This window comes from Variovorax glacialis (assembly GCF_051216375.1).
Lineage (GTDB): Bacteria > Pseudomonadota > Gammaproteobacteria > Burkholderiales > Burkholderiaceae_C > Variovorax.
In genome coordinates, this window is record NZ_JBPJZT010000009.1 from 193,522 (window position 1) to 213,260 (window position 19,739).

At 65.2% G+C, this 19,739-nt stretch carries 16 protein-coding genes and 6 pseudogenes; 10 read left to right on the forward strand and 12 right to left on the reverse strand.

Annotation, left to right across the window (positions count from 1 at the left end):
- Positions 1–36: 36 nt before the first annotated feature.
- A complete protein-coding gene (locus tag ACSFBL_RS23950) occupies positions 37–420 on the reverse strand; it encodes a hypothetical protein (RefSeq protein ID WP_435518302.1) in 384 nt (127 codons plus the stop codon).
- A gap of 383 nt (positions 421–803) precedes the next feature.
- Between ACSFBL_RS23950 and ACSFBL_RS23955 the strand changes: the two are divergent.
- Both ACSFBL_RS23955 and ACSFBL_RS23960 read left to right on the forward strand, forming a co-directional pair.
- A pseudogene (locus ACSFBL_RS23955) lies at positions 804–1,049 on the forward strand (helix-turn-helix transcriptional regulator); the annotation flags it as partial.
- A pseudogene (locus tag ACSFBL_RS23960) lies at positions 1,049–1,318 on the forward strand (ATP-binding protein); the annotation flags it as partial. The pseudogenes ACSFBL_RS23955 and ACSFBL_RS23960, both read left to right, overlap by 1 nt.
- A gap of 106 nt (positions 1,319–1,424) precedes the next feature.
- Here ACSFBL_RS23960 and ACSFBL_RS23965 read toward each other — a convergent pair.
- Positions 1,425–2,027: pseudogene (locus ACSFBL_RS23965) on the reverse strand (AMP-binding protein); the annotation flags it as partial.
- Between ACSFBL_RS23965 and ACSFBL_RS23970 the strand changes: the two are divergent.
- Entirely contained in the window at positions 1,955–3,007 is a 1,053-nt protein-coding gene (locus ACSFBL_RS23970) for an esterase/lipase family protein (RefSeq protein ID WP_435518303.1), read from the forward strand. The pseudogene ACSFBL_RS23965 and the gene ACSFBL_RS23970 overlap by 73 nt on opposite strands.
- A gap of 21 nt (positions 3,008–3,028) precedes the next feature.
- Here the strand turns inward: ACSFBL_RS23970 and ACSFBL_RS23975 are convergent.
- The 3 genes and pseudogenes from ACSFBL_RS23975 to ACSFBL_RS23985 form a co-directional block, all read right to left on the reverse strand.
- Positions 3,029–3,648 (reverse strand): annotated as a pseudogene (locus ACSFBL_RS23975) (hypothetical protein).
- An 18-nt stretch (positions 3,649–3,666) separates the two neighbouring features.
- Positions 3,667–4,467, reverse strand: coding sequence for a transporter substrate-binding domain-containing protein (locus ACSFBL_RS23980; protein WP_435518304.1), 801 nt, complete (start codon positions 4,465–4,467; stop codon positions 3,667–3,669).
- A gap of 37 nt (positions 4,468–4,504) precedes the next feature.
- A pseudogene (locus tag ACSFBL_RS23985) lies at positions 4,505–4,643 on the reverse strand (4-hydroxyphenylpyruvate dioxygenase); the annotation flags it as partial.
- Positions 4,644–4,650: 7 nt separating this feature from the next.
- On the opposite strand from ACSFBL_RS23985, the pseudogene ACSFBL_RS23990 reads away from it, so the two are divergent.
- The 4 genes and pseudogenes from ACSFBL_RS23990 to lnt form a co-directional block, all read left to right on the forward strand.
- A pseudogene (locus ACSFBL_RS23990) lies at positions 4,651–5,028 on the forward strand (Lrp/AsnC family transcriptional regulator); the annotation flags it as partial.
- Positions 5,029–5,137: 109 nt separating this feature from the next.
- Positions 5,138–5,863, forward strand: a complete 726-nt coding sequence (locus ACSFBL_RS23995) for a GNAT family N-acetyltransferase (protein WP_435518305.1) — start codon at positions 5,138–5,140, stop codon at positions 5,861–5,863.
- 284 nt (positions 5,864–6,147) lie between these two features.
- On the forward strand, positions 6,148–7,026 hold the full coding sequence (locus tag ACSFBL_RS24000) for an HlyC/CorC family transporter (RefSeq protein WP_435518306.1): 879 nt from the start codon (positions 6,148–6,150) through the stop codon (positions 7,024–7,026).
- Positions 7,023–8,576 (forward strand): apolipoprotein N-acyltransferase, encoded by a 1,554-nt coding sequence (lnt, locus tag ACSFBL_RS24005; protein ID WP_435518307.1) that lies wholly within the window; start codon positions 7,023–7,025, stop codon positions 8,574–8,576. The genes ACSFBL_RS24000 and lnt overlap by 4 nt, the downstream gene beginning before the upstream one ends.
- A gap of 12 nt (positions 8,577–8,588) precedes the next feature.
- Here lnt and ACSFBL_RS24010 read toward each other — a convergent pair whose 3' ends face one another.
- From ACSFBL_RS24010 to ACSFBL_RS24040, 7 genes are all read right to left on the reverse strand, one after another.
- Positions 8,589–9,947, reverse strand: a complete 1,359-nt coding sequence (locus tag ACSFBL_RS24010; RefSeq protein WP_435518308.1) for an FAD-binding oxidoreductase — start codon at positions 9,945–9,947, stop codon at positions 8,589–8,591.
- A 4-nt stretch (positions 9,948–9,951) separates the two neighbouring features.
- Positions 9,952–10,872 carry an ABC transporter permease gene (locus ACSFBL_RS24015; protein ID WP_435518309.1) on the reverse strand — a complete coding sequence of 307 codons (921 nt, stop codon included), beginning with the start codon at positions 10,870–10,872 and terminating at the stop codon, positions 9,952–9,954.
- Positions 10,869–11,711: an ABC transporter ATP-binding protein gene (locus ACSFBL_RS24020; RefSeq protein WP_435518310.1), complete on the reverse strand. Its 843-nt coding sequence runs from the start codon at positions 11,709–11,711 to the stop codon at positions 10,869–10,871. The genes ACSFBL_RS24015 and ACSFBL_RS24020 overlap by 4 nt, the downstream gene beginning before the upstream one ends.
- A 37-nt stretch (positions 11,712–11,748) precedes the next feature.
- Positions 11,749–12,744 carry an ABC transporter substrate-binding protein gene (locus ACSFBL_RS24025; RefSeq protein ID WP_435518311.1) on the reverse strand — a complete coding sequence of 332 codons (996 nt, stop codon included), beginning with the start codon at positions 12,742–12,744 and terminating at the stop codon, positions 11,749–11,751.
- A 64-nt stretch (positions 12,745–12,808) separates the two neighbouring features.
- The gene (locus tag ACSFBL_RS24030) at positions 12,809–13,687 is read right to left on the reverse strand and encodes a creatininase family protein (RefSeq protein WP_435518312.1); all 879 of its coding nucleotides are present in this window, start codon (positions 13,685–13,687) and stop codon (positions 12,809–12,811) included.
- A gap of 36 nt (positions 13,688–13,723) precedes the next feature.
- Positions 13,724–14,311 (reverse strand): NAD(P)H-dependent oxidoreductase, encoded by a 588-nt coding sequence (locus ACSFBL_RS24035; protein WP_435518313.1) that lies wholly within the window; start codon positions 14,309–14,311, stop codon positions 13,724–13,726.
- Positions 14,312–14,428: 117 nt separating this feature from the next.
- Positions 14,429–15,064, reverse strand: a complete 636-nt coding sequence (locus ACSFBL_RS24040) for a TetR family transcriptional regulator C-terminal domain-containing protein (RefSeq protein ID WP_435518342.1) — start codon at positions 15,062–15,064, stop codon at positions 14,429–14,431.
- A gap of 225 nt (positions 15,065–15,289) precedes the next feature.
- On the opposite strand from ACSFBL_RS24040, the gene ACSFBL_RS24045 reads away from it, so the two are divergent.
- From ACSFBL_RS24045 to glyS, 3 genes are all read left to right on the forward strand, one after another.
- A complete protein-coding gene (locus tag ACSFBL_RS24045; RefSeq protein WP_435518314.1) occupies positions 15,290–16,360 on the forward strand; it encodes an asparaginase in 1,071 nt (356 codons plus the stop codon).
- A gap of 318 nt (positions 16,361–16,678) precedes the next feature.
- A complete protein-coding gene (gene glyQ / locus ACSFBL_RS24050) occupies positions 16,679–17,584 on the forward strand; it encodes a glycine--tRNA ligase subunit alpha (RefSeq protein ID WP_435518315.1) in 906 nt (301 codons plus the stop codon).
- Positions 17,585–17,587: 3 nt separating this feature from the next.
- Entirely contained in the window at positions 17,588–19,729 is a 2,142-nt protein-coding gene (glyS, locus tag ACSFBL_RS24055) for a glycine--tRNA ligase subunit beta (RefSeq protein ID WP_435518316.1), read from the forward strand.
- Positions 19,730–19,739: the final 10 nt, after the last annotated feature.

The window sequence follows — 19,739 nt, forward strand, 5'->3', positions numbered from 1 at the left end:
GCCAGTTCCGGGGCAGCCCTGAAATTACAAAGCCCCTCATCGAGGGGCTTTGTGTTGGTGAAACACCGCGGAAATAGTGTTCGGCTCAAGCTCACTCTCGTGTACCTGGGGCGTTCCGACCCGCGAATTCATGCTGATTGAAGTAACCCTCCCCCCTCGAGCGGGCGTTTCATTCCAGCAAGCCATGAGCCAATCGTTTCCAACCGCCACGATACCGAGCAGGTAGACGGGCAATTGGTCGGAGCCCTCCACGGGCTCGGCCAACTTTGTTAGGGATAGGGCCTTGTTTCGTCCCCAGGCGGCAAGCTGCGTAAAGGTATCTGCCAAACCGCCGAACTCAGGGTGCTGTCCGCGCCATTTGTAGAAGCCGCAGCGGTTCAGCGAATAGAAGGTGATGCGCGCTTGTTCGTCTTGGAGCATGAGTAGGCGATTGATTAGGGTACGCCTATGGTAAGCAATTGTTGCGTCGACACTTCCCAGTGCGCCGCAACGATCTTGCACAAGGGGGCGCGACATTCCTGACGCTCGCTCGATTCTTCAGCCCAAAGAGCATCTTTGGGAGGTGCCGCGTGCACGCGTAGCGTGACAGTTGCCGCCATATGGCGCGAGGGCGCTCACCACTTCGATGCGCTGGCCGATCCATCGCGCCACCGGCACCGCCCAGCTACTGCCCAGCGCGCGATAGCGCGGCCCGTCGGCAGTAGCCTTGCCTCGATGAGGTTCGGCCATGCGCCGTTCAAGCAGTGGTGATCCCTCCGGCGGGGAGCGAGACAATTCGATCCTCCATCAATCCTTTGGTGCTTGTGTCGCGATCCCAACGCCTGTTGAGCTTGTTGCAGCTTCTGCGAAGCCATCGATTTCCCGTGCCCGGCGCGCAACTCGCCGACTCACTGGGGATCAGCCTGCGCACGCTGTATCGCGACATCGCCAGCCTGCAGGCGCAGGGCGCAATCATCGAAGGCGAGCCGGGCCTCGGCTACGTTTTGAGGCCGGGCTTCATGCTGCCGCCGCTGATGTTTTCCGAAGACGAGATCGAAGCTCTCGTGCTGTCGGCTACCTGCCGTTCGGTCGCGACGAGGCCAACCTGTTCTTCAACGTAGTGGCCAAGCGATACGAGCGCGGCTCAATGGTGCTCACCAGCAACCTGCCGTTCACACAGTGGGCCGGTGCCTTCGCCGACGATCAGACGCTGACGGCGGCGATGCTCGATCGATTGCTGCACCACGCACACATCGTGCAGATCACGGGCGAGAGCTACCGTCTCAAGGACAAACGCAAGGCCGGCCAGGCAGCAAGGAGGGCAACGCCGGCGGCATGACCGGCGCGCGCTGCTCGGCCGCTTCGGCCTCCGGCCTACGCGCCCGAGCAGCGCATCAAAGGAGGCCCAGGGTGGGTCAGATTTACTTCGGCGATCAACGCTGAAAGTGGGTCAGATTTGAATCGGCGTTGACAGACAGGCCCGTCGTGCCTCCCGTGTACTGCAGGAACGCGATGGAATCGAGCGTGCTCGAGTCGGCCGACAAGGTGCGACCACGCCCTTCAGCTTGCCGTAGAGCCCGCCCAGCAGATCACCCATCGATGCAATCACGACATGTTTGATCGATGTCTGATCAATCACCTGCTCCAGCGTGGCGGCAAAATTCTCGAGAATGACGATGGCAGTAGCGCCGGAATCCTTCAGTTGATGCTCGAGGTCGCGCGCTGTGTACAGCGGGTTCACATTCACGCAGGTATACCCAGCGCGCAATATGCCGCACATGGTCACCGGGAACTGCGGGACGTTGGGAAGCATGATCGCCACGCGCGCCCCGGCGTCCAATCCGCGTGACTGCAACCAGGACCCCACAGCCGCCGACAGCACATCAAAGTTCGCCATAGGACATCCACCGTGCCATGCAAACCGTGAACGGCCGGTCGGTGTGGCGCTTGAAGGACTCCTCAAACATCTCTCCCAGTGAGCGGTACTGTTCTGGGTGAACCTCGTGCGGCACGCCGGCTGGATAGTTCTGAAGCACTGAAGTCTGCATGCGGTCTCCTTTGGCGCGGATCGAGCTCGCGTCTACCGCCAAGCGGGCTTGTCCCAAAGCGATACGGCACCGGCCACGCATGCGATAGTCGGACCATGATTGCGCGTCTTCAGAGGTTGCTGGTATTGGGATGGCTTGTGATCGCCTTGGTGTGGACCACGATCTGGTGGCGGCAATCACCGGCTGTCGCGATAGCGGGCTTGTTGGTGCTCACCTTCGCTCATGCCTGCTTCCTCGCAATCGAGTTCACGGCCAGCTATCGGGTGAGCGAGCAAGATCCCGTACCCCGAGCCAGCATCGCGCAATGCATAGGCGCGTGGTCGGCCGAGAGCTGGACTGCACCGCGTGTCTTCTTCTGGCGGCAACCATTTCGTTCGCACGCCATCTCCGACAACCTCAAGCCCGCAGCAGGGCGGGGCGCGGTGCTGATCCACGGTTTCGTCTGCAACCGCGGTTTCTGGAACCCATGGCTGCAACAACTGCAGGCGTCCGATCGCGCGTTCGTCGCGGTCAACCTCGAGCCAGCGTTCGGGTCGATCGACCGCTATGTCGAAATCATCGAGGGCGCCGTTGCCCGGGTGACGGCTGCGACGGGACTGCCGCCGCTTCTTGTCTGCCACAGCATGGGGGGCCTCGCCGCGCGAGCCTGGCTGCGCGACTCGGATGGCGCGCGCGTCCATCGCATCGTCACGATCGCCACGCCGCATCGGGGCACGTGGCTCGCGCGCTTCGGCCGGACGGTCAACGGCCGCGAGATGCGAATGGGCGGTGAGTGGCTGCGAAAGATCGAAGGGGAGCAGGCCAGCACCCGACAGGTGCCTTTCACTTGTTGGCACTCCAACTGCGACAACATCGTCTTTCCCACTTCAGTGGCCACATTGCCCGGGGCGGACAACCGTCTTCTCCCGGGTCGAGGTCACGTGGAGATGGCCTTCGACGATGAGCTGATGCGGGAAACCCTCGCACTTCTGGAGCACTGAAACGCAGCGCCTCGAGTGCGTTCAGACGATCGAGCCGCTCTCACCCGGTAGAAGCACATCCGCCTCGATATCCGGCAGCGTCGCAAGCTGCTCGTAAAGCGAAGTGAAGTCCGGCGCCGTGAGGTTGAACAGTTGGGCGAAACTGTCGATCACGAAGCAGGTGCTCTGGTAGCTGTCGATCTTGTAGCGAGTCCGCATCGCACGCAGCAGATCCAGCGGCAGGCGATGTGATGTAGTTGAACTCCTCGGACTTCCGAATCCAGTCGATCACCGGAAACTTGCGATTCGCAAGGAGCGTGAAGAACGGTAGCTCGGGAATCAATCCAGGCACCGCGACCACTTCCCATCGGGTGGCCTTGTACAGGCGCTCGTTGATCTCGTCCAACCGCGGGATGCGATCCTTGACGCCGAGCAATGGCAGCGCGTCGATAAAGGCATCGCAAGCCAAGCCTGGCAACTGCGCCGCCTAGCGTTCATACAGACGCCGATAGGGTGTCGTGGTCCGCGGGCGTGTCGCTGGCCTAGTCCTGCGGACAGGTTCAGTCGGAATGCACTGCCCCGCCGCACGAATAGTCGCCGCGAGGAGGGCGCTCGGATTGGCCGTAAACGGCGGGCATCACCGCGCCAGCGGGGGTTTCCATGGAAGCTCCGATACTTGGTTACTTGAGCCAGCGGTCCATCACCCGCTGGAAATCGCCACCCGTGACCGACAGGTGAAGCCACTGGTCGACATAGGCCTTGAAGGCCGCGTCGTCGCGCGGCAGCATCCAGGCCATTTCGCCGTACTGAAGCGGCTTTTCGGGGTTGATGGCGCAGAGGCCCGGCTTGAGCTTCTGTTGCGTGATGGCTTCGGCGGATTCGGTCACGAAGACGTCGGCGCGGTTCGCGAGGATCTCGTCGAAGATCGTGACGTTCTCGCCATGCAGCGTGAGTTTGGCGCGCTTGAAATTGGCGCGCGCAAAACGCTCGTTGCTGCCGCCGGGATTGAAGATCACGCGCACCTCGGGCTTGTCGATCAACTCGACGGTCTGGTACTTGGCGACGTCACCACAGCGAGCGATGGGCGTCTTGCCGTTCACCATGTAGGGCGTGCTGAAGAAGGCGCGCTTCTGGCGGTCGGTGGTCACCGACACACCGCCAACCGCCATGTCGCACTTGCCGGCCGCGAGGTCGGGCAGGAGATTGGCCCACGTGGTCTTGATCCATTCCGGCTTCGCGTTAAGGCTGGCGCTGAAGCTCGTCATCAGGTCGACGTCGATGCCTTCATAGCTTGCATCCGCCTTCTGGAAGCTGAACGGCCTGTAGTCGCCCGGCGTGCAGATGCGGACGACGCCGGCCTTCTGCACGGCATCGAGGCGCGACGTCGTATCGCCTTGCCGCGGCGCCATCGCACAGCCCCCCAGTGTCAAGGCCGCAGCCAGAATCCAGAGGGAAGAACGAAGCGAAGACGTCGGGCGCATGCGAAGCTCCAATGCAATAGGGGAGTTTATTGTGCGGTAGCACCCCGCGGCGAATCTGGTCGAGCTCGATGCTCTCGAACAGCGCCTTGAAGTTGCGCTCGCCGAAGCATCGTCGCCCGCGCGCTGGGTGACCTCGAAGAAGATCGGCCCAACTGGTTCTCGCTGAGGATCTGCAGCTGCATCCCCAGCGCGGTGCTGAGGAGGGTCAAGCGGCTGGAAGAAGCGTAAGTGACTGACCGCTACGTCACGCTCGTGAAGCCCGAATCGGTCGGTTTTGGGCTTGAACGCCTACCTCAACGTCCGCCGCGAGAAACACCGAGCCCCGCAAATGCAACCCGATGGACTTGTTCCGCGCCAGCGTTCAAACTTGGCCCGAGGTGGTCGAATGCGCAGCACTCACCGGGGAGATGGATTACCTCTTGGCGCGTCGTCGTCGTCGCCGACATGGGCCCCTACAGGCGCTTCATCATGGATACGCTGCTCAAGCACCCCAGCGTGCAGGACTGCAAGACCAGCTTCGTCCTCGACCGAGTGAAGGCGACGACAGCTGTGCCGGTGTAGCAACAGGCCCTTGTAGGCCGGGAACTGATATTGGGCAGTTTTTCACCAATGAAACATGAGGGTGCCCTTACGCGCTTGAGAGTCTAGGGAAAACCCTTATATTCAATGCATGCTAACCGCCAAGGCCCTCCTCCAAGCCTCACTCGGCGTCGGCTCGTTCCTGAAAGCGCCGATGGTTGAGGCGCAACCGCGCGCCGCCGCGCCCACCCCCGTGATGGTGCCGATCCGTTCGATCGGCCCGCGCGAGCGTCCTCGCATCGCGCAACACCTTCTCGCACTCGCACCGCACGACCGCTACCTCCGCTTCGGCTACGCGGCGTCGGACGAGCAGATTCAACGCTACGTCGACGGCCTCGATTTCGAGCGCGACGAACTTTTCGGCATCTACAACCGCCGTCTCGACCTGATCGCGATGGCGCACCTGGCCTTTGCGCCGGCCGAGCAGCAGCAGGACTGCGCCGAATTCGGCGTCTCCGTCTCCGAGCATGCGCGCGGACGCGGTTACGGCGCGCGCCTGTTCGAGCGTGCCGTCGTGGTCGCCCGCAACGAAGGCGTCGGCATGCTGTTCATCCACGCCCTGAGCGAAAACGCAGCGATGCTCAAGATCGCCCGCAACGCGGGTGCAACCGTCGTTCGCAGCGGCTCCGAATCCGAAGCCCACCTGGAACTCCCCGCTGCCACCTTCGACAGCCGCATGAGCGAAATCGCCATGCAGCACTTCGCCCAGGTCGACTTCCAACTCAAGACCCGCGCCAAGCAGTTCTGGGCCTTCCTGGCCGAACTCCAGGAAATCCGCAGCGGCGTCCGCTCGGCCCGCGAAAAATCAGCGCAGTAGCGACGCTCGCCCCCAGGCTTGCCCACTTCGTGTGGCCGCCCACCCCCTACCGGGGGCAATACCGGCGGCCCGGCGAAGCCGGTTCCGCGGTATTCCTGGTCGGGGAGAAGGGCGGAGACCGCTTCGCATGGCCGCGTGGCGCGCCACGTTCGCGGGCGGTCGCGGATCCGGCTCCGCCGGTCCGCAGACCGCGCCCCCTTGAGGGGGGAGGCGGCTACACGAAGTGAGCAAGCAACGGGGGTGACTCATGTATGCTCTCAATCCCCCAACTTCGCCCTCCCGCAGTGGCAGATCCTCACCCTGAACGCGCGCCCGCCGAACGCGAAGACAAGCGCAGCTTTCTCCAGAAGCTCGCCGAATTCATTCATCCCGGGCCCGACTCGCGCGACGAGCTGATTGAGACGCTCGCCGACGCCGAGGACAACGACGTGATCGGCGCCGAATCGCGCGTGATGCTCGAAGGCGTGCTCCGGATGGCCGACATGACGGCCGGCGACGTGATGGTGGCCGCGCCACGCATGGACCTGGTTAACATCGACGCGCCCTTCGATTCGCTGTTGCACCTGGTGATCGACACCGCCCACTCGCGCTTCCCCGTCTACGAGGGCGAGAAGGAAAACATCATCGGCATCCTTCTCGCGAAGGACCTGCTGAAGCTCCAGCGGGCGCCGGGCCTGAACATCCGTGCACTGCTACGTCCCGCCACCTTCGTGCCCGAGAGCAAGGGCCTGAACGATCTTCTGCGCGAGTTCCGCGGCAATCGCAATCACCTCGCAATCGTGATCGACGAGTTCGGCCGCGTCGCCGGCCTCATCACGATCGAGGACGTGCTCGAGCAGATCGTCGGCGAGATCGAGGACGAGTTCGACATCGCGGAGGACGAAGGCGACATCTTCGGCCTCGCGGATCACACCTACCGCGTCTCCGGTGACACGCCCATCGAGCGCGTGGCCGAAGCTTTCGGCATCACCTTCGACGACAAGGCGTTGAGCGAAGACTTCGACACCATCGGCGGATTGATCGCGCACGAGATGGGCCATGTGCCCAAGCGCGGCGAGCACTACGCGATCGGTGCCTTCGACTTCGTCGTGCTGCACACGAAGGGCGGCGCGGTGCGCTGGTTCAAGGTCTCGCCGGCTCGCGGCGACGACGCGGCGGATTGAAAGCGCTGATTCGCGCGCTAGGCTTCGGCCTTGCGGGGCTGACACAAGCCGCCTCCATTGCCGCGCCGTGGAACGGCCAGCCCGTGTGGTGGCTGCAACTCCTCTCGCTTGCCGCCCTGGTCTGGCAGCTCGACGAACTGCGCTCGGGCAGCGTCGTCCGCCCACTGCGCAGCGGCGCACTCTGCGGTTGGCTGTTCTCGACGGCCTGGCTGTGTGGCACCTTCTGGTGGCTCTTCATCTCGATGCACACCTACGGTGGGCTCGCGGCACCGCTCGCCGCGACCGCCGTGCTCGCGCTGTCCGCTGCACTGGCGCTTTACTACGCGCTGGCCTGCGCCTTGTTCGTGGCCCTCGCGCCAAGGAGCACGCTGCGCGCCGCTGCCTTCTTCGCCGCGCTGTGGACGCTGGCCGAGCTGCTTCGCGGCAGCTGGTTCACCGGCTTTCCGTGGGGCGCCGGCGGCTACGCGCATGTTGATGGGCCGCTGGCCGTCTACGCACCTTGGCTCGGTGTCTACGGCATCGGCGCCGTAGCTGCGGGCATCGCCACGCTGGCTGCGCTCGCCTTCCGCAATGCCCGCGGCCGCACATTCGCCGCGCCCGTTGGCCTGGCCCTACTCTTGTTGTGCGTGCCGGTCATCGTCAGCACATTGCGTGGCGCACCCGAAGACGACGTGGCCCGATCACGCGGGCGACTCGGCATCGCGCTGCTCCAGGGCAACATTCCGCAGGACGAGAAATTCATCCCAAGCGGCGGCGTTGTGACGGCCCTGCGCTGGTACGGCGAGCAATTGCAGAAGGCGACCGCGCCGCTCGTCATCACGCCTGAGACCGCCTTGCCCTTGCTGCCGTCGCAACTTCCGCCCGGCTATCTGGATGCCATCGCGGCGCGCTATGCGAGCGGCAAGCAGGCCGCCATCGTCGGACTTCCCATGGGCGACGGCCAGTCCTACAGCAACGCGGTACTGGGCTTCAAGCCGGGCGAAGCCGCGCCCTATCGCTACGAAAAGCACCACCTGGTTCCCTTCGGCGAATTCATCCCGCGCATGTTCCGTTGGTTCACCGACATGATGAACATCCCCCTCGGCGACTTCCGCAGCGGCGGTCTCGCGCAGGCGCCCTTCGTGTGGCAGGGCCAGCGCATCGCCCCCAACATCTGCTACGAGGACTTGTTCGGCGACGAGATCGGTGCGAACTTCCGCAACGAAGCCGACGCGCCGACCGTGCTGCTCAACGTGAGCAACATCGCGTGGTTCGGCGATTCGATCGCCATCGACCAGCACCTCGCCATCTCGCGCATGCGCGCGCTGGAGTTCCAGCGGCCGATGGTGCGTTCGACCAACACGGGCGCCACTGTCGTCATCGACCATCGCGGCCGGGTGACGCACGAACTGCCGCGGCTCACCCGTGGCGTGCTGGAAGTCGAAGTCGAAGGCCGCGCAGGCCTCACGCCCTATGCGATGTGGGTGTCGCGCTTCGGCCTGTGGCCCTTGTGGGGCGCGTCGCTGCTCATCATCGTGGCGACGCTTTTCTCCCGCCGTCGAAACGCCTGACCGATCGGGCCGTCACTTCGCCACGGGCCAGTCGCGCAGCTTCCCGGGATTCAGTAGCCCTTGCGGGTCGAAGCGCCTCTTCATCTCGATGATCTCCGGCGGCAACGCGCCGCCGGCTTTCCCGTCCTCGACGATGAAGACGTGCGGGTTGTTGATGCGCACGCCGCGCTCGCGGTGCATGCGGATGATCTCGTCGAGCCGCTCCTCGGTCGTGAATCGCACGAGCTGAAGCGCGCTGCAGGTGATCAAGCCATCGAGATTGCGCAGGAACTCGGCGTGCATCATCACCTCGCCGGCGAAGAGCTGCTCCATCTCCTTGATCTGCCGAACGTGCTGGCCGGGCACGAAGCTGCTTTGCAGGTACGTCAGCGACTTGTCGACCTTCAGTGCGTGCAGCGTCGTGTGGTTCCAGGTGAATTCCATCAGCGTGCGATTGCTCTTTCGAACCTCCTCGGCCGTCTTCCGATAGCTCGTCGTGCCCCCGTGGGAATGCATGAGCTGGCGCATCGGATCCTCCGACGATTCCGCCACCAGCGACAGCACCGCATGGCAGCCCCTGGGCAGATGCTCTGCGAGCTGCGCCAGATGATCAGGCACCGGGCTCGCGAAGAAGGCAACCTCGCGCTTCACGATGCCGGGCGCATGCGCCAGCGCATCCGCAAAGGCCAAGGCGTTGTCGAACGCCTCGAACACCACGAGGCTTTCGAGCCAGGGATGCCCGGGCGCGAGCGCCACCTCGAGTTCGAGAACGAGGCCGTTCGTGCCCCACAGATGGTGCATGCGCAGGGCTTCCTCGCCACGCAGCTCGGACACCTGCGGCTCGGGCTCGATCGTCATCGCGCGCAGGCCCAGCACATTGCCGGGTGCTGCGAGAGGGCCGTAGTTGATCGACCCCACGCCGCCAAAGCCGCCGCCGAACAGGCCACCCAAGGTCGCGCTGCGGTACGTCGAGGGAACACAGCGCAATTCCTGGCCGGTGGGCCTCGCGTGCTTCTCGATCTCGCCGAGCCGGATACCGGCCTGCGCGCGCGCCACCCCCGGTCGCACCCACTGCAAGGCGTTGTAGCCCGTCATGTCGAGCACGACGCCGCCCGCGAGCGGTGTCGTCTGGCCGTAATTGCCGGTGCCGCTGCCGCGAATGGTGATCGGCACATTGAGGCGCGCGCAGGCGCTCACCAGCGCGCGGATCTCGTCCTCCGTGCGCGGGCGCACGACCGCATCGGCGCGCTTGTCCTTCAGTTGCCGATCGAGCACGGGACTGAACCATGCGAAGTCCTGCGACAGCCGCGCGATGCGGCTCGGATCGGTGATCCAGTCGAGCTCCGGCAGTTCGAGATGCAGCCGCTCGATGGCGGAAACGGGGGCGTTCATGAAATCAATCCTGTGAGAGTTCGCTCGCATGCCAGGAGCCGAGCGCGAGCTTGGTGAGCCAGGCCATCAGCACGAACAGCGCGACACCTGTCAGCGAGATCAGCAGCAGCGCGGCGAACATGCGCGGGATGTTGAGCTGGAAGCCCGCCTGCAGGATCTGGTAGGCGAGACCCGCGCCCTGTCCTCCGGTGCCGGCGACGAATTCCGCCACGACCGCACCGATCAGCGCGAGACCGCTGGAAATGCGCAGGCCACCGAAGAAGTAGGGCAACGCACTCGGGATGCGCAGGCGCACCAGTTGCTGCCAGCGCGTTGCACGGTTCAATTTGAAGTAGCTCTGCAGATCGGGCTCGATGCTGCGCAGTCCCAGCGTGGTGTTGCTGATGATCGGGAACAGCGCGACCAGCGCCGCGCACACCACCATCGCAGCGGTCGGGTTCTTGACCCAGATGATGATGAGCGGCGCGACGGCCACGATCGGCGTTACCTGCAGCAGTACCGCATACGGAAAGAGGGCCGTCTCGATCAACTTGCTCTGCACGAAGAGGAAGGAGATGAGCACGCCGGCGATCGTCGCGACGACGAAAGACAGCACCGTGATCTTCAGCGTCACGAGCAAGGCCATGCCGAGCGGCACCCAGTCGGTGACGAGCGTCTGCATCATCAGGTAGGGCGAAGGCACGAGATAGGGCGGCAGCTCCATCACCGTGACCATCGCCTGCCAGAGCGCGACCAGGACGACGCCGACCATCAAGGGGTAGACCACGCGCTGGACGCGCGGCTGCTGCAGCAGTGGCGTGCGCACTGGCTTCCGGGAAGCGGGCCCCGGTGGAACCGGCCTTGGCTTTGCCGAGGACTCCGAGGTGGGGGCGGCCGGCGATTCCGTCGGGGAGGCCGCGACAGTCGCGGGTGCCAGTGCGCTCATGCAGCCACCTCGTCGTGCGCGCTGCTGGCGCGCAGCAGGCTGTCCTGCAGCTTCTTCGCGTAGCGGCTGAACTGCGGCGACACCATGAAGTCGGCGCTGCGCGGATAGGGCTCGTCGATCTCGAACTGCTCCACCACGCGGCCCGGCCGCGCCGCCATCATGATCACGCGGCTCGACAGGAACACCGCCTCATGGATCGAATGCGTCACGAAGATCACCGTCAGCTTCTTCTTGCGCCACAGATCGAGCAGTTCCGAATCCAGCTTGTGCCGCGTGATCTCGTCCAGCGCGCCGAAAGGCTCGTCCATCAGGAGCAGGTCGGGCTGTGTGACCAGTCCGCGCGCGATCGATACCCGCATCTGCATGCCGCCCGACAGTGCGCGAGGAAGGGCCGATGCGAACTTGTCGAGACCGACCAGTTCGAGCGCCTCCGCGACCCGCCCTTCCGCCTCCTTGCGGGGCACGCCGGCCAGGTCGAGCGGCAGACGCACATTGGTGCGCACGCTGGCCCATGGCATGAGCGTCGGCGACTGGAACACGAAAGCCATCCGCTTGCCGCTGGCCTCGATCTGCTGAACCGGCTTCCGCCAGACCAGCAGGCGCCCGTCGGTCGGTTCGAGCATGCCCGCAACCATCTTCAGCAGCGTGCTCTTGCCGCAGCCCGAGGGGCCAAGCAGGGTGACGAACTCGCCCTCTGCAATGGTGAGGTCGACCGGCAGCAGGGCCTGCGTGCCGTTCGGATAGGTCTTCTCGGCGGAGAGCACTTCAACTGCCGGAACGGCGTTGGAAGAGAGCGGCTGCAAAGGCAGCGTGTACGCGGCGGATTCGGGTTCGTTCATGCAGAGCCTTTCGAGGGAGGCCGAAGCCTCCGGTGTTTCAGGGCAGGACCTTCGCGTCCTTCACGAATTCGGTGGTGTAGGTCTTGGCGACCTCGACCTTCGCCGGATCGAGCAGCTTGGCGGACACGAGGAAGTCGTAGCTCGCCTTGGTGCGCGCGTCGGTGATCACGCCGATGCCCTGTGTGGCGGCATCGCCGCCGGTCACCATGCCCATCTCCTTCAGCTTGGCCACGCTGTAGGCCAGCTGGTCGTCGGTCATGTTCGGGTTGTCCTTCTTGATCAGCGCGTTGGCGGGCGCCGGGTCGGCGAGGTAGCTCTTCCAGCCTTCGGCCGAGGCCTTGACGAAGGCGGCGACCTGCTTGTTGCGCTCCTTCACGGTCTTGTCCATGCACGACACGGTGGTCGCATAGGCCGGAAAGCCGTGATCGCTGAACATCAGCACCGTGCTCTTCACCCCGGCCTTCTGGATCGCGTAGGGCTCGGACGTCAGGTAGCCCTGCTGCGCCGTGTTCTTGTCGGCGACGAAGGGCTGGATGTTGAAGGTATAGGGGCGCGTCTGTTCGTCGGTCAGGCCGAACTTGGCCTTCAGCCACGGCCAGTAGCCGCGGTTGGCCTGCGCGCCGATCAGGATAGTCTTGCCCTTGAGATCCTCGAACTTCTTGACGTCGTCGTGCGCGATCAGCACCTGCGGGTCCTTCTGGAAGAAGGCCGCGACGTTGACTACCGGCACGCCGCCTTCACGCACCTGCATCATCTGGATGTCGCTCGATCCCATGATGCAGTCGGCCTGGCCGGCGGCCATCATCTGCGTGATGTTGACCTGCGGGCCGCCCATCTTGATCGTGACGTCGAGGCCGTACTTCTTGTAGATGCCCTGGGCCACGGCCTGGTAGAAGCCGCCGTGCTCGGCTTGCGCGTACCAGTTCGTCATGTAGGTGAACTTGTCCTCGGCTTGTGCCGGTGCGGCGGCCACGAAGGCGAGCGCAGCGACAGCGGCGAGGGAGCCGAGGCGGAAGGCGAAGGATTTGCGCATGGTGTGGGACCTCTGTTGAAAACGACGGATAGAAAAGACTGGCGACGGATGCAAGGAGCGCGCCTCAGGCGGCAAGCGCGTTGTCCGGGCGCAAGGTCGACTGGATGAAGCCCTGTTCATGGCCGCGGGCCCAGGTCGCTTCCTCGCGAACGACCCAGCGCAGTGCATGCAACTCGGTCAGCGCCTGCACCCAGCTGGCGGAGAGCGTGTCCAGGATCTCCTCGCCCTGTTCGCGCGTCGCGCTGGTCGGGTCGCCGATCACGCCGCTGGGGCCGAAGTCGCGTGCAGTCCACGCGCAGGCAGGGCGACCATCGGCGGACAGCAGCTTGATCGGGAACGGCGGCGGGTAGTTGGCCGCGGCGCGCTCCATGTGCACCGTGTCGGGCGCGAGCGCGAGCATCAGCGCGGTCTCGGAATGACCGGCATGCATCGAGAGCCGCTTCTCCTGGTCGCTGATCTGCTTGCTCGACGCGTTCGGCAGGCGCGACACGCCGTGCGGCACCACGACGAAATCGCCATGGCGAAGGCGCAGCTCGCGCGCCGCCATCTCCAGCACCTGCGGCTGGCCGCCATGGCCATTGGCGAACAGCAGCTTGCGAAAGCCCGAGCGATACACCGACTCGCCGATCTCGATCACCGTCGACAGCAGCGTCGTGCCGGTCAGCGTCATCGTGCCGGGAAAGTGCAGATGCTCCTCCGACTTGCCGTAGGTGATGGTGGGCAGCGCGAAGGCGCGCACTTCCGGCGGCAGGCGTTCGAGCGCCTTGCCCATGACGCCCGACGCGATGACGCTGTCGACCGAGCAGGGCAGGTGCGGCCCGTGCTGTTCGATCGCGCCGCAAGGCAGCACGATCACCGTGTTCTCGCGATCGGGCAGCGCGTCGATCTCGGTCCAGCTCAGGTAGGGCAGGAAGCGGTGGGGCGGGATGTAGCCGTGGAGCATGGGGTGGTCCTGTGAGGGGAAATCGAGGGGTGTTGCTCAGGCGAAGCGAGCCATCGCGCGGCCGACGCGCTGCATGAAGCGCTTCAGCTGGGGTTCGGTCGCCACGTTCATGTGGTAGTGCGCGTGGTAGTCGACGCGGGCCTGCTTTCCGGTCAGCCGGCGCATGTAGCGGGTCACGATCTTCCGAGGCGGGTCGCCCATGTACCAGGCGACCCAGCGCGGACGTCCGTAGGTCACCACGGCGGAGATGCGCTGGATGTTCGTCAGCATCGGCTTCACGTTGGCCGGATCGCTCAGGTCGAAGGCCACGCCCGGCATGAAGAGGCGATCGAAGTAGCCCTTCAGCATCGCGGGCAGGCCGAAGCACCAGGTCGGGAAGCAGAACACGATCGCCTCCGCGCGCTGCAGCCGCTCGATGTATGGCTTCAGCGGCAACTGGTTGTGCGGCACCTCGTGATAGCCCAGGCGCTCCTCGCGCGAGAGCACCGGGTCGAATCGTTCGGCGTACAGATCGCAGTCGTCCACCTCGTGCCCGGCGGCGCGCAGGTTGCGCAGAACCTCCTGGTGCAGCGCCGCATGAAAGCTGGTTTCGACCGGATGGCAGTAGACGACGAGCACTCGCATGGTGTGTTTGACCGCTTAATCAGAGCAACTGGTCAGGTTATGCAAGCGACGTGCCAATCCCGTTGCACCAAAACGGGGGGTGTGGCTCCCTCTCCCAGAGGGAGAGGGAAAAAAGACCTAAGCCTTGATCCCGCAGCCGCCCAGCACGAACGCTACCAACTCGCGCGCGATCGGCTCGCGGTCGATCGGCGCATCCGTCGGCAGCCCGAGCATCACGCGCGTCTGCAGCGCGTAGTCGGCGTAGCTCTGGGTCATGGCCCAGATGTGCATCAGCAGGAGCCGTGCGTCCAGCGGCCGCATCAGCCCGCGTGCGATCCAGCCGTTGATGATGTCGACCTTCTTCTGCGTCCAGGCCCGCGCGTTCGGCCAGTAGCGCTCGAGGTTGCGGCCGCCGTCGAGCACCTCACGCGTGAAGATCCGCGAGATCTCCGGGCTGTCAAAGGCGTGGTCGAGCTTCTTGCGGATGTATTCGCCCAGCACCGCACCCGGATCGCCGGCATGGTTCTCGAACGCGAACACCACCTTCCAGTCGTGCAGCACCTGCATCAGCAGTTCTTCGTAGAGCTCTTCCTTGCCCGGGATGTAGTAGTGGAGCTGGGGCTTGGTCAGCCCCGCCCGCGCCGCGATGGCCTGCGTCGAGGTGCCCTTGAGCCCGTGCAGGCTGAATTCGGCGATCGCTGCGGTGCGGATCGCCGCGAGGATGCGCTCGCGACCGGGCCGCGCCCGGGACAGCGGGCCGTTGGGCGCCGGCATCTGTTGCGCATCCACTGCAGCGGAGGAAAGAGATTCGGAGGTCATCGATGAAAGCGGGACGTTCCGCGTGGCGATGGTAGCGCTTGCCCGAAACGCTGCGCCGCAGCATGCTTGCTGGCGTGCTGCATGACCGCATGCGCACTGGGCATCGAAAGGGTGCGTCGCAACGGCATGCTTCCAGTATCGTCTCGCCCCTTCGCCACACCGTCGTCAACAGGAGTTCCTATGTATTTCGCCTCCAGATTGCGCGCCTTCGCGGGCGCGGCCGCGCTGCTCGCCGCCAGCGCGTTGGCGCAAGCGCAGACCGCCTTGCCCAACGTCGTCATCCTCGCGACCGGCGGCACCATTGCCGGCGCCGGCGCCTCGGCCGTCAACAGCGCCACCTACTCGGCGGCCAAGGTGCCTGTGGACAAGCTGATCGCGGGCCTGCCTGAACTGTCGAAAGTCGCCACCGTGCGCGGCGAGCAGGTTTTCCAGGTCGCTTCGGAAAGCCTGACCAACGACAACCTCCTGGTTCTGGCCAAGCGTGTCTCCGCGCTTTCGAAGCAGCCCGATGTCGATGGCATCGTCATCACGCACGGCACCGACACGATCGAGGAGACCGCGTACTTCCTGACGCTCACCGTGCACACACCCAAGCCGATCATCGTCGTGGGCTCCATGCGCCCCGGCACCGCCATGTCGGCCGACGGCGCGTTGAACCTGTTCGACGCGGTGAACGTCGCGGCCAGCAAGGATGCCGTCGGCAAGGGGGTGCTCGTGGTGATGAACGACGAGATCCACACCGGGCGCGACGTTAACAAGACGGTCAACATCAAGACCGAGGCCTTCAAGAGCCAGTGGGGGCCGCTCGGCATGATCGTGGAGGGTCGCAACTACTGGTTCCGCGCACCGGTCAAGCGCCACACGATGCAGTCCGAGTTCGACATCGACACCATCACCGCCCTGCCGCCCGTCGAGATAGCGTACGGCTACCAGAGCGTGCCGGCCACTTCCATCGACGCACTCGCCAAGAGCGGCATCAAGGCGCTGGTACATGGCGGCACGGGCAACGGCTCGGTGGCCGACCGCATCGTGCCGGTGCTGCAGAAGGTGCGCGGCGACGGCATCATCGTGATTCGCAGTTCACGCGTGCCGGACGGCTTCGTCATTCGCAATGCAGAACAGCCCGACGACAAGTACGACTGGGTGGTCGCGCACGACCTGCGGCCGCAGAAGGCGCGCATCCTGGCGATGGTCGCGCTGACGAAGACGAGCGATACGAAGGAACTCCAGCGGATCTTCTGGGAGTACTAGCGAGTACACCCCCAGGCTGCGCGCACTTCGTGTCGCTTCGCCTACCCCCTTGCAGGGGGCAACACCGGCGGCCCGGCGGAGCCGGTTCCGCGGTGTTCCTGGCACACCCCCAGGCTGCGCGCACTTCGTGTCGCTTCGCCTACCCCCTTGCAGGGGGCAATACCGGCGGCCCGGCAAAGCCGGGTCCGCGGTATTTCTGAAAGGGGAGGGCTTGCCTGGGGCGGTCTTGTCTGGATCAGGAGGGGCTGGGCTGGGCGGCTCTTAAAATGATCGGTTCGCCGCGTGGGGCTTGTTGCTGCCGCGGGCATCGGGCCAAACATGCTGACCTTCCAACAAATCATTCTCAAGCTTCAGGCCTATTGGGCCGACCAGGGTTGCGCGTTGCTGCAGCCGTACGACATGGAGGTCGGGGCGGGTACTTCGCATACCGCGACCTTCCTGCGTGCGCTCGGTCCCGAACCGTGGAAGGCCGCGTATGTGCAGCCGAGCCGGCGGCCCAAGGATGGCCGCTATGGCGAGAACCCGAACCGGTTGCAGCACTATTACCAATACCAGGTGGTGCTCAAGCCGGCGCCGAGCAGCATCCTGGAGCTTTATCTCGGCTCGCTCGAAGCGCTGGGCTTTGATCTCAAGAAGAACGACATCCGCTTCGTCGAGGACGATTGGGAGAACCCGACGCTCGGCGCATGGGGCCTTGGGTGGGAGGTCTGGCTCAACGGCATGGAGGTGACGCAGTTCACCTACTTCCAGCAGGTCGGCGGCATCGACTGCCGGCCGATCACCGGCGAGATCACCTACGGGCTCGAACGGCTCGCGATGTACCTGCAGGGCGTGGACAACGTCTACAACCTGACGTGGACGGACGGACTCAGCTACGGCGACGTCTACAAGCAGAACGAGGTCGAGCAGTCGACCTACAACTTCGAGCACAGCGACGCCGACTTCCTCTTCACCGCCTTCGCCGCGCACGAGAAGCAGGCGAAGAACCTGATGGAGCAACAGCTCGCGCTGCCCGCCTACGAGCAGGTGCTCAAGGCCGCGCACAGTTTCAACCTGCTGGACGCGCGCGGCGCGATCAGCGTGACCGAGCGCGCGGCCTACATCGGCCGCATCCGCAATCTCGCGCGCAGCGTCGCGCAGAGCTACTACGAGAGCCGGGAACGGCTCGGATTCCCGATGGCGCCGCGCGAGTGGGTCGCACAGATCACGAAGAAGGCGGCCTGAGCAATGACCGACAAGAACAACCTGCTCGTCGAACTCTTCGTCGAGGAACTTCCCCCCAAGGCGCTGAAGAAGCTCGGTGATGCCTTTGCCGCCGTGTTGCGCGACCAGCTCGTCGCACAGGGCTTGGCCGATGCCGGCTCGGCGCTGACCGCCTACGCCTCGCCGCGCCGGCTTGCCGCGCACCTGACGAACGTGCTGGCGCAAGCCGCCGACAAGGCCGTCTCGCAAAAGCTCATGCCCGTGACCGTGGGCCTCGATGCCGCCGGCAATGCAACGCCCGCGCTGCTCAAGCGACTGGCCGGGCTCGGCGCCGATGCGTCGGCCGTGCCGGGGCTGCGCCGCGCCTTGGACGGCAAGGCCGAAGCGCTCTTCTACGAGAGCACCGCGAAGGGCGCGACACTGGCCGAAGGCTTGCAGAAGGCACTGTCCGAGTCGATCGCGAAGCTGCCGATCCCGAAGGTCATGAGCTACCAGCTCGAATCGGGCTGCGAACTGCCGGGCTGGACCAGCGTGAGCTTCGTGCGCCCGGCGCATGGCCTGGTCGCGTTGCATGGCGATGCGATCCTCCCGGTCGAGGCGCTGGGCCTGAAGGCGGGCCGTGAAGCACACGGGCACCGTTTCGAGGCGGCCGTCGATCCGATCGTGCTGCGCGACGCCAACAGCTATGCGCAGCAACTGACCGACGAAGGCGCCGTCATCCCCGGCTTCGAGGCGCGTCGCTTCGAGATCGCCCGCCAGTTGGCCGAAGCCGCGGTGAAGGTCGGCGGCAACACGCAGCCGATCCTCGACGACGCGCTGCTCGACGAGGTCACCGCACTGGTCGAGCGCCCGAACGTGCTGCTGTGCGAGTTCGAGCGCGAGTTTCTCGATGTGCCGCAGGAGTGCCTCATCCTCACGATGAAGGCCAACCAGAAGTACTTCCCGCTGCTCGACGCGGCCGGTCGCCTGACCAACAAGTTCCTCGTCGTGAGCAACATCCGGCCGGACGATGCGAGCGCCGTGATCGGCGGCAACGAGCGCGTGGTGCGCCCGCGCCTGGCCGATGCCAAGTTCTTCTTCGACCAGGACCGCAAGAAGTCGCTGGCCTCGCGTGTCGAGTCGCTGGCCAAGGTGGTCTATCACAACAAGCTCGGCACGCAAGGCGAACGCGTGGAGCGCGTGATGCGCATCGCGCGCGGCCTCGCTGAAAAATTGGGCGATGCGGCGCTGGCGCGTCAGGCCACGCAGGCCGCGCAGCTGGCCAAGGCCGATCTCGTGACCGACATGGTCGGCGAATTCCCCGAGCTGCAGGGCATCATGGGTCGCTACTACGCGCTGCACGACGGCCTCGATGCCGCGGTGGCCGACGCGATCGAAGACCACTACAAGCCGCGCTTTGCCGGAGACGAACTGCCGCGCAACCTCGTGGGCGTCGTGGTGGCCCTGGCCGACAAGCTCGAGACGCTGGTGGGCATGTTCGGCATCGGCAACCTGCCGACCGGCGATCGCGATCCCTTCGCGCTGCGCCGCCATGCACTGGGCGTGATCCGCATGCTGACCGAGCGCAACCTGCCGCTCGAACTGCGCGCCGTGCTCGGCGAAGCCTTCGCCGCCTTCGGTGCACCCAAGGCCGGCGATGTCGCGCTGACCGACCCGACCGACGCGCTCGAAGCCTTCATCTACGACCGCCTCGCCGGCACCTTGCGCGAGCAGGGCGCCAGCGCGCAGGAAGTCGATGCCGTGCTGGCACCACGCCCGCAGCGCCTCGGCGAAGTGCCGAAGCTGCTCGCCGCGGTGCGCGCCTTCGCCGCCCTGCCCGAAGCGCCGGCACTCGCCGCGGCCAACAAGCGCATCGGCAACATCCTGAAGAAGTCACCCGAGGCCGATGCCCACGTGAGCGTGCTGCTTCTGCAGGAGCCTGCCGAAAAAGCGCTCCACGCCGCCATGCAGCGCATCGTGCCGCAGGCCAATGCGCAGTTCGAGGAAGGCGACTACACCGCATCGCTCCAGACCCTGGCCGCGTTCCGCGAGCCCGTCGATGCGTTCTTCGATGGCGTGATGGTCAACGCCGAACAGTCCGACCTGCGCCTCAACCGCCTCGGCCTGCTGATGCTGCTGCACAACGCGATGAACCGCGTCGCGCAGCTCGAACGTCTCGCCGCCTGAACTCCGATCG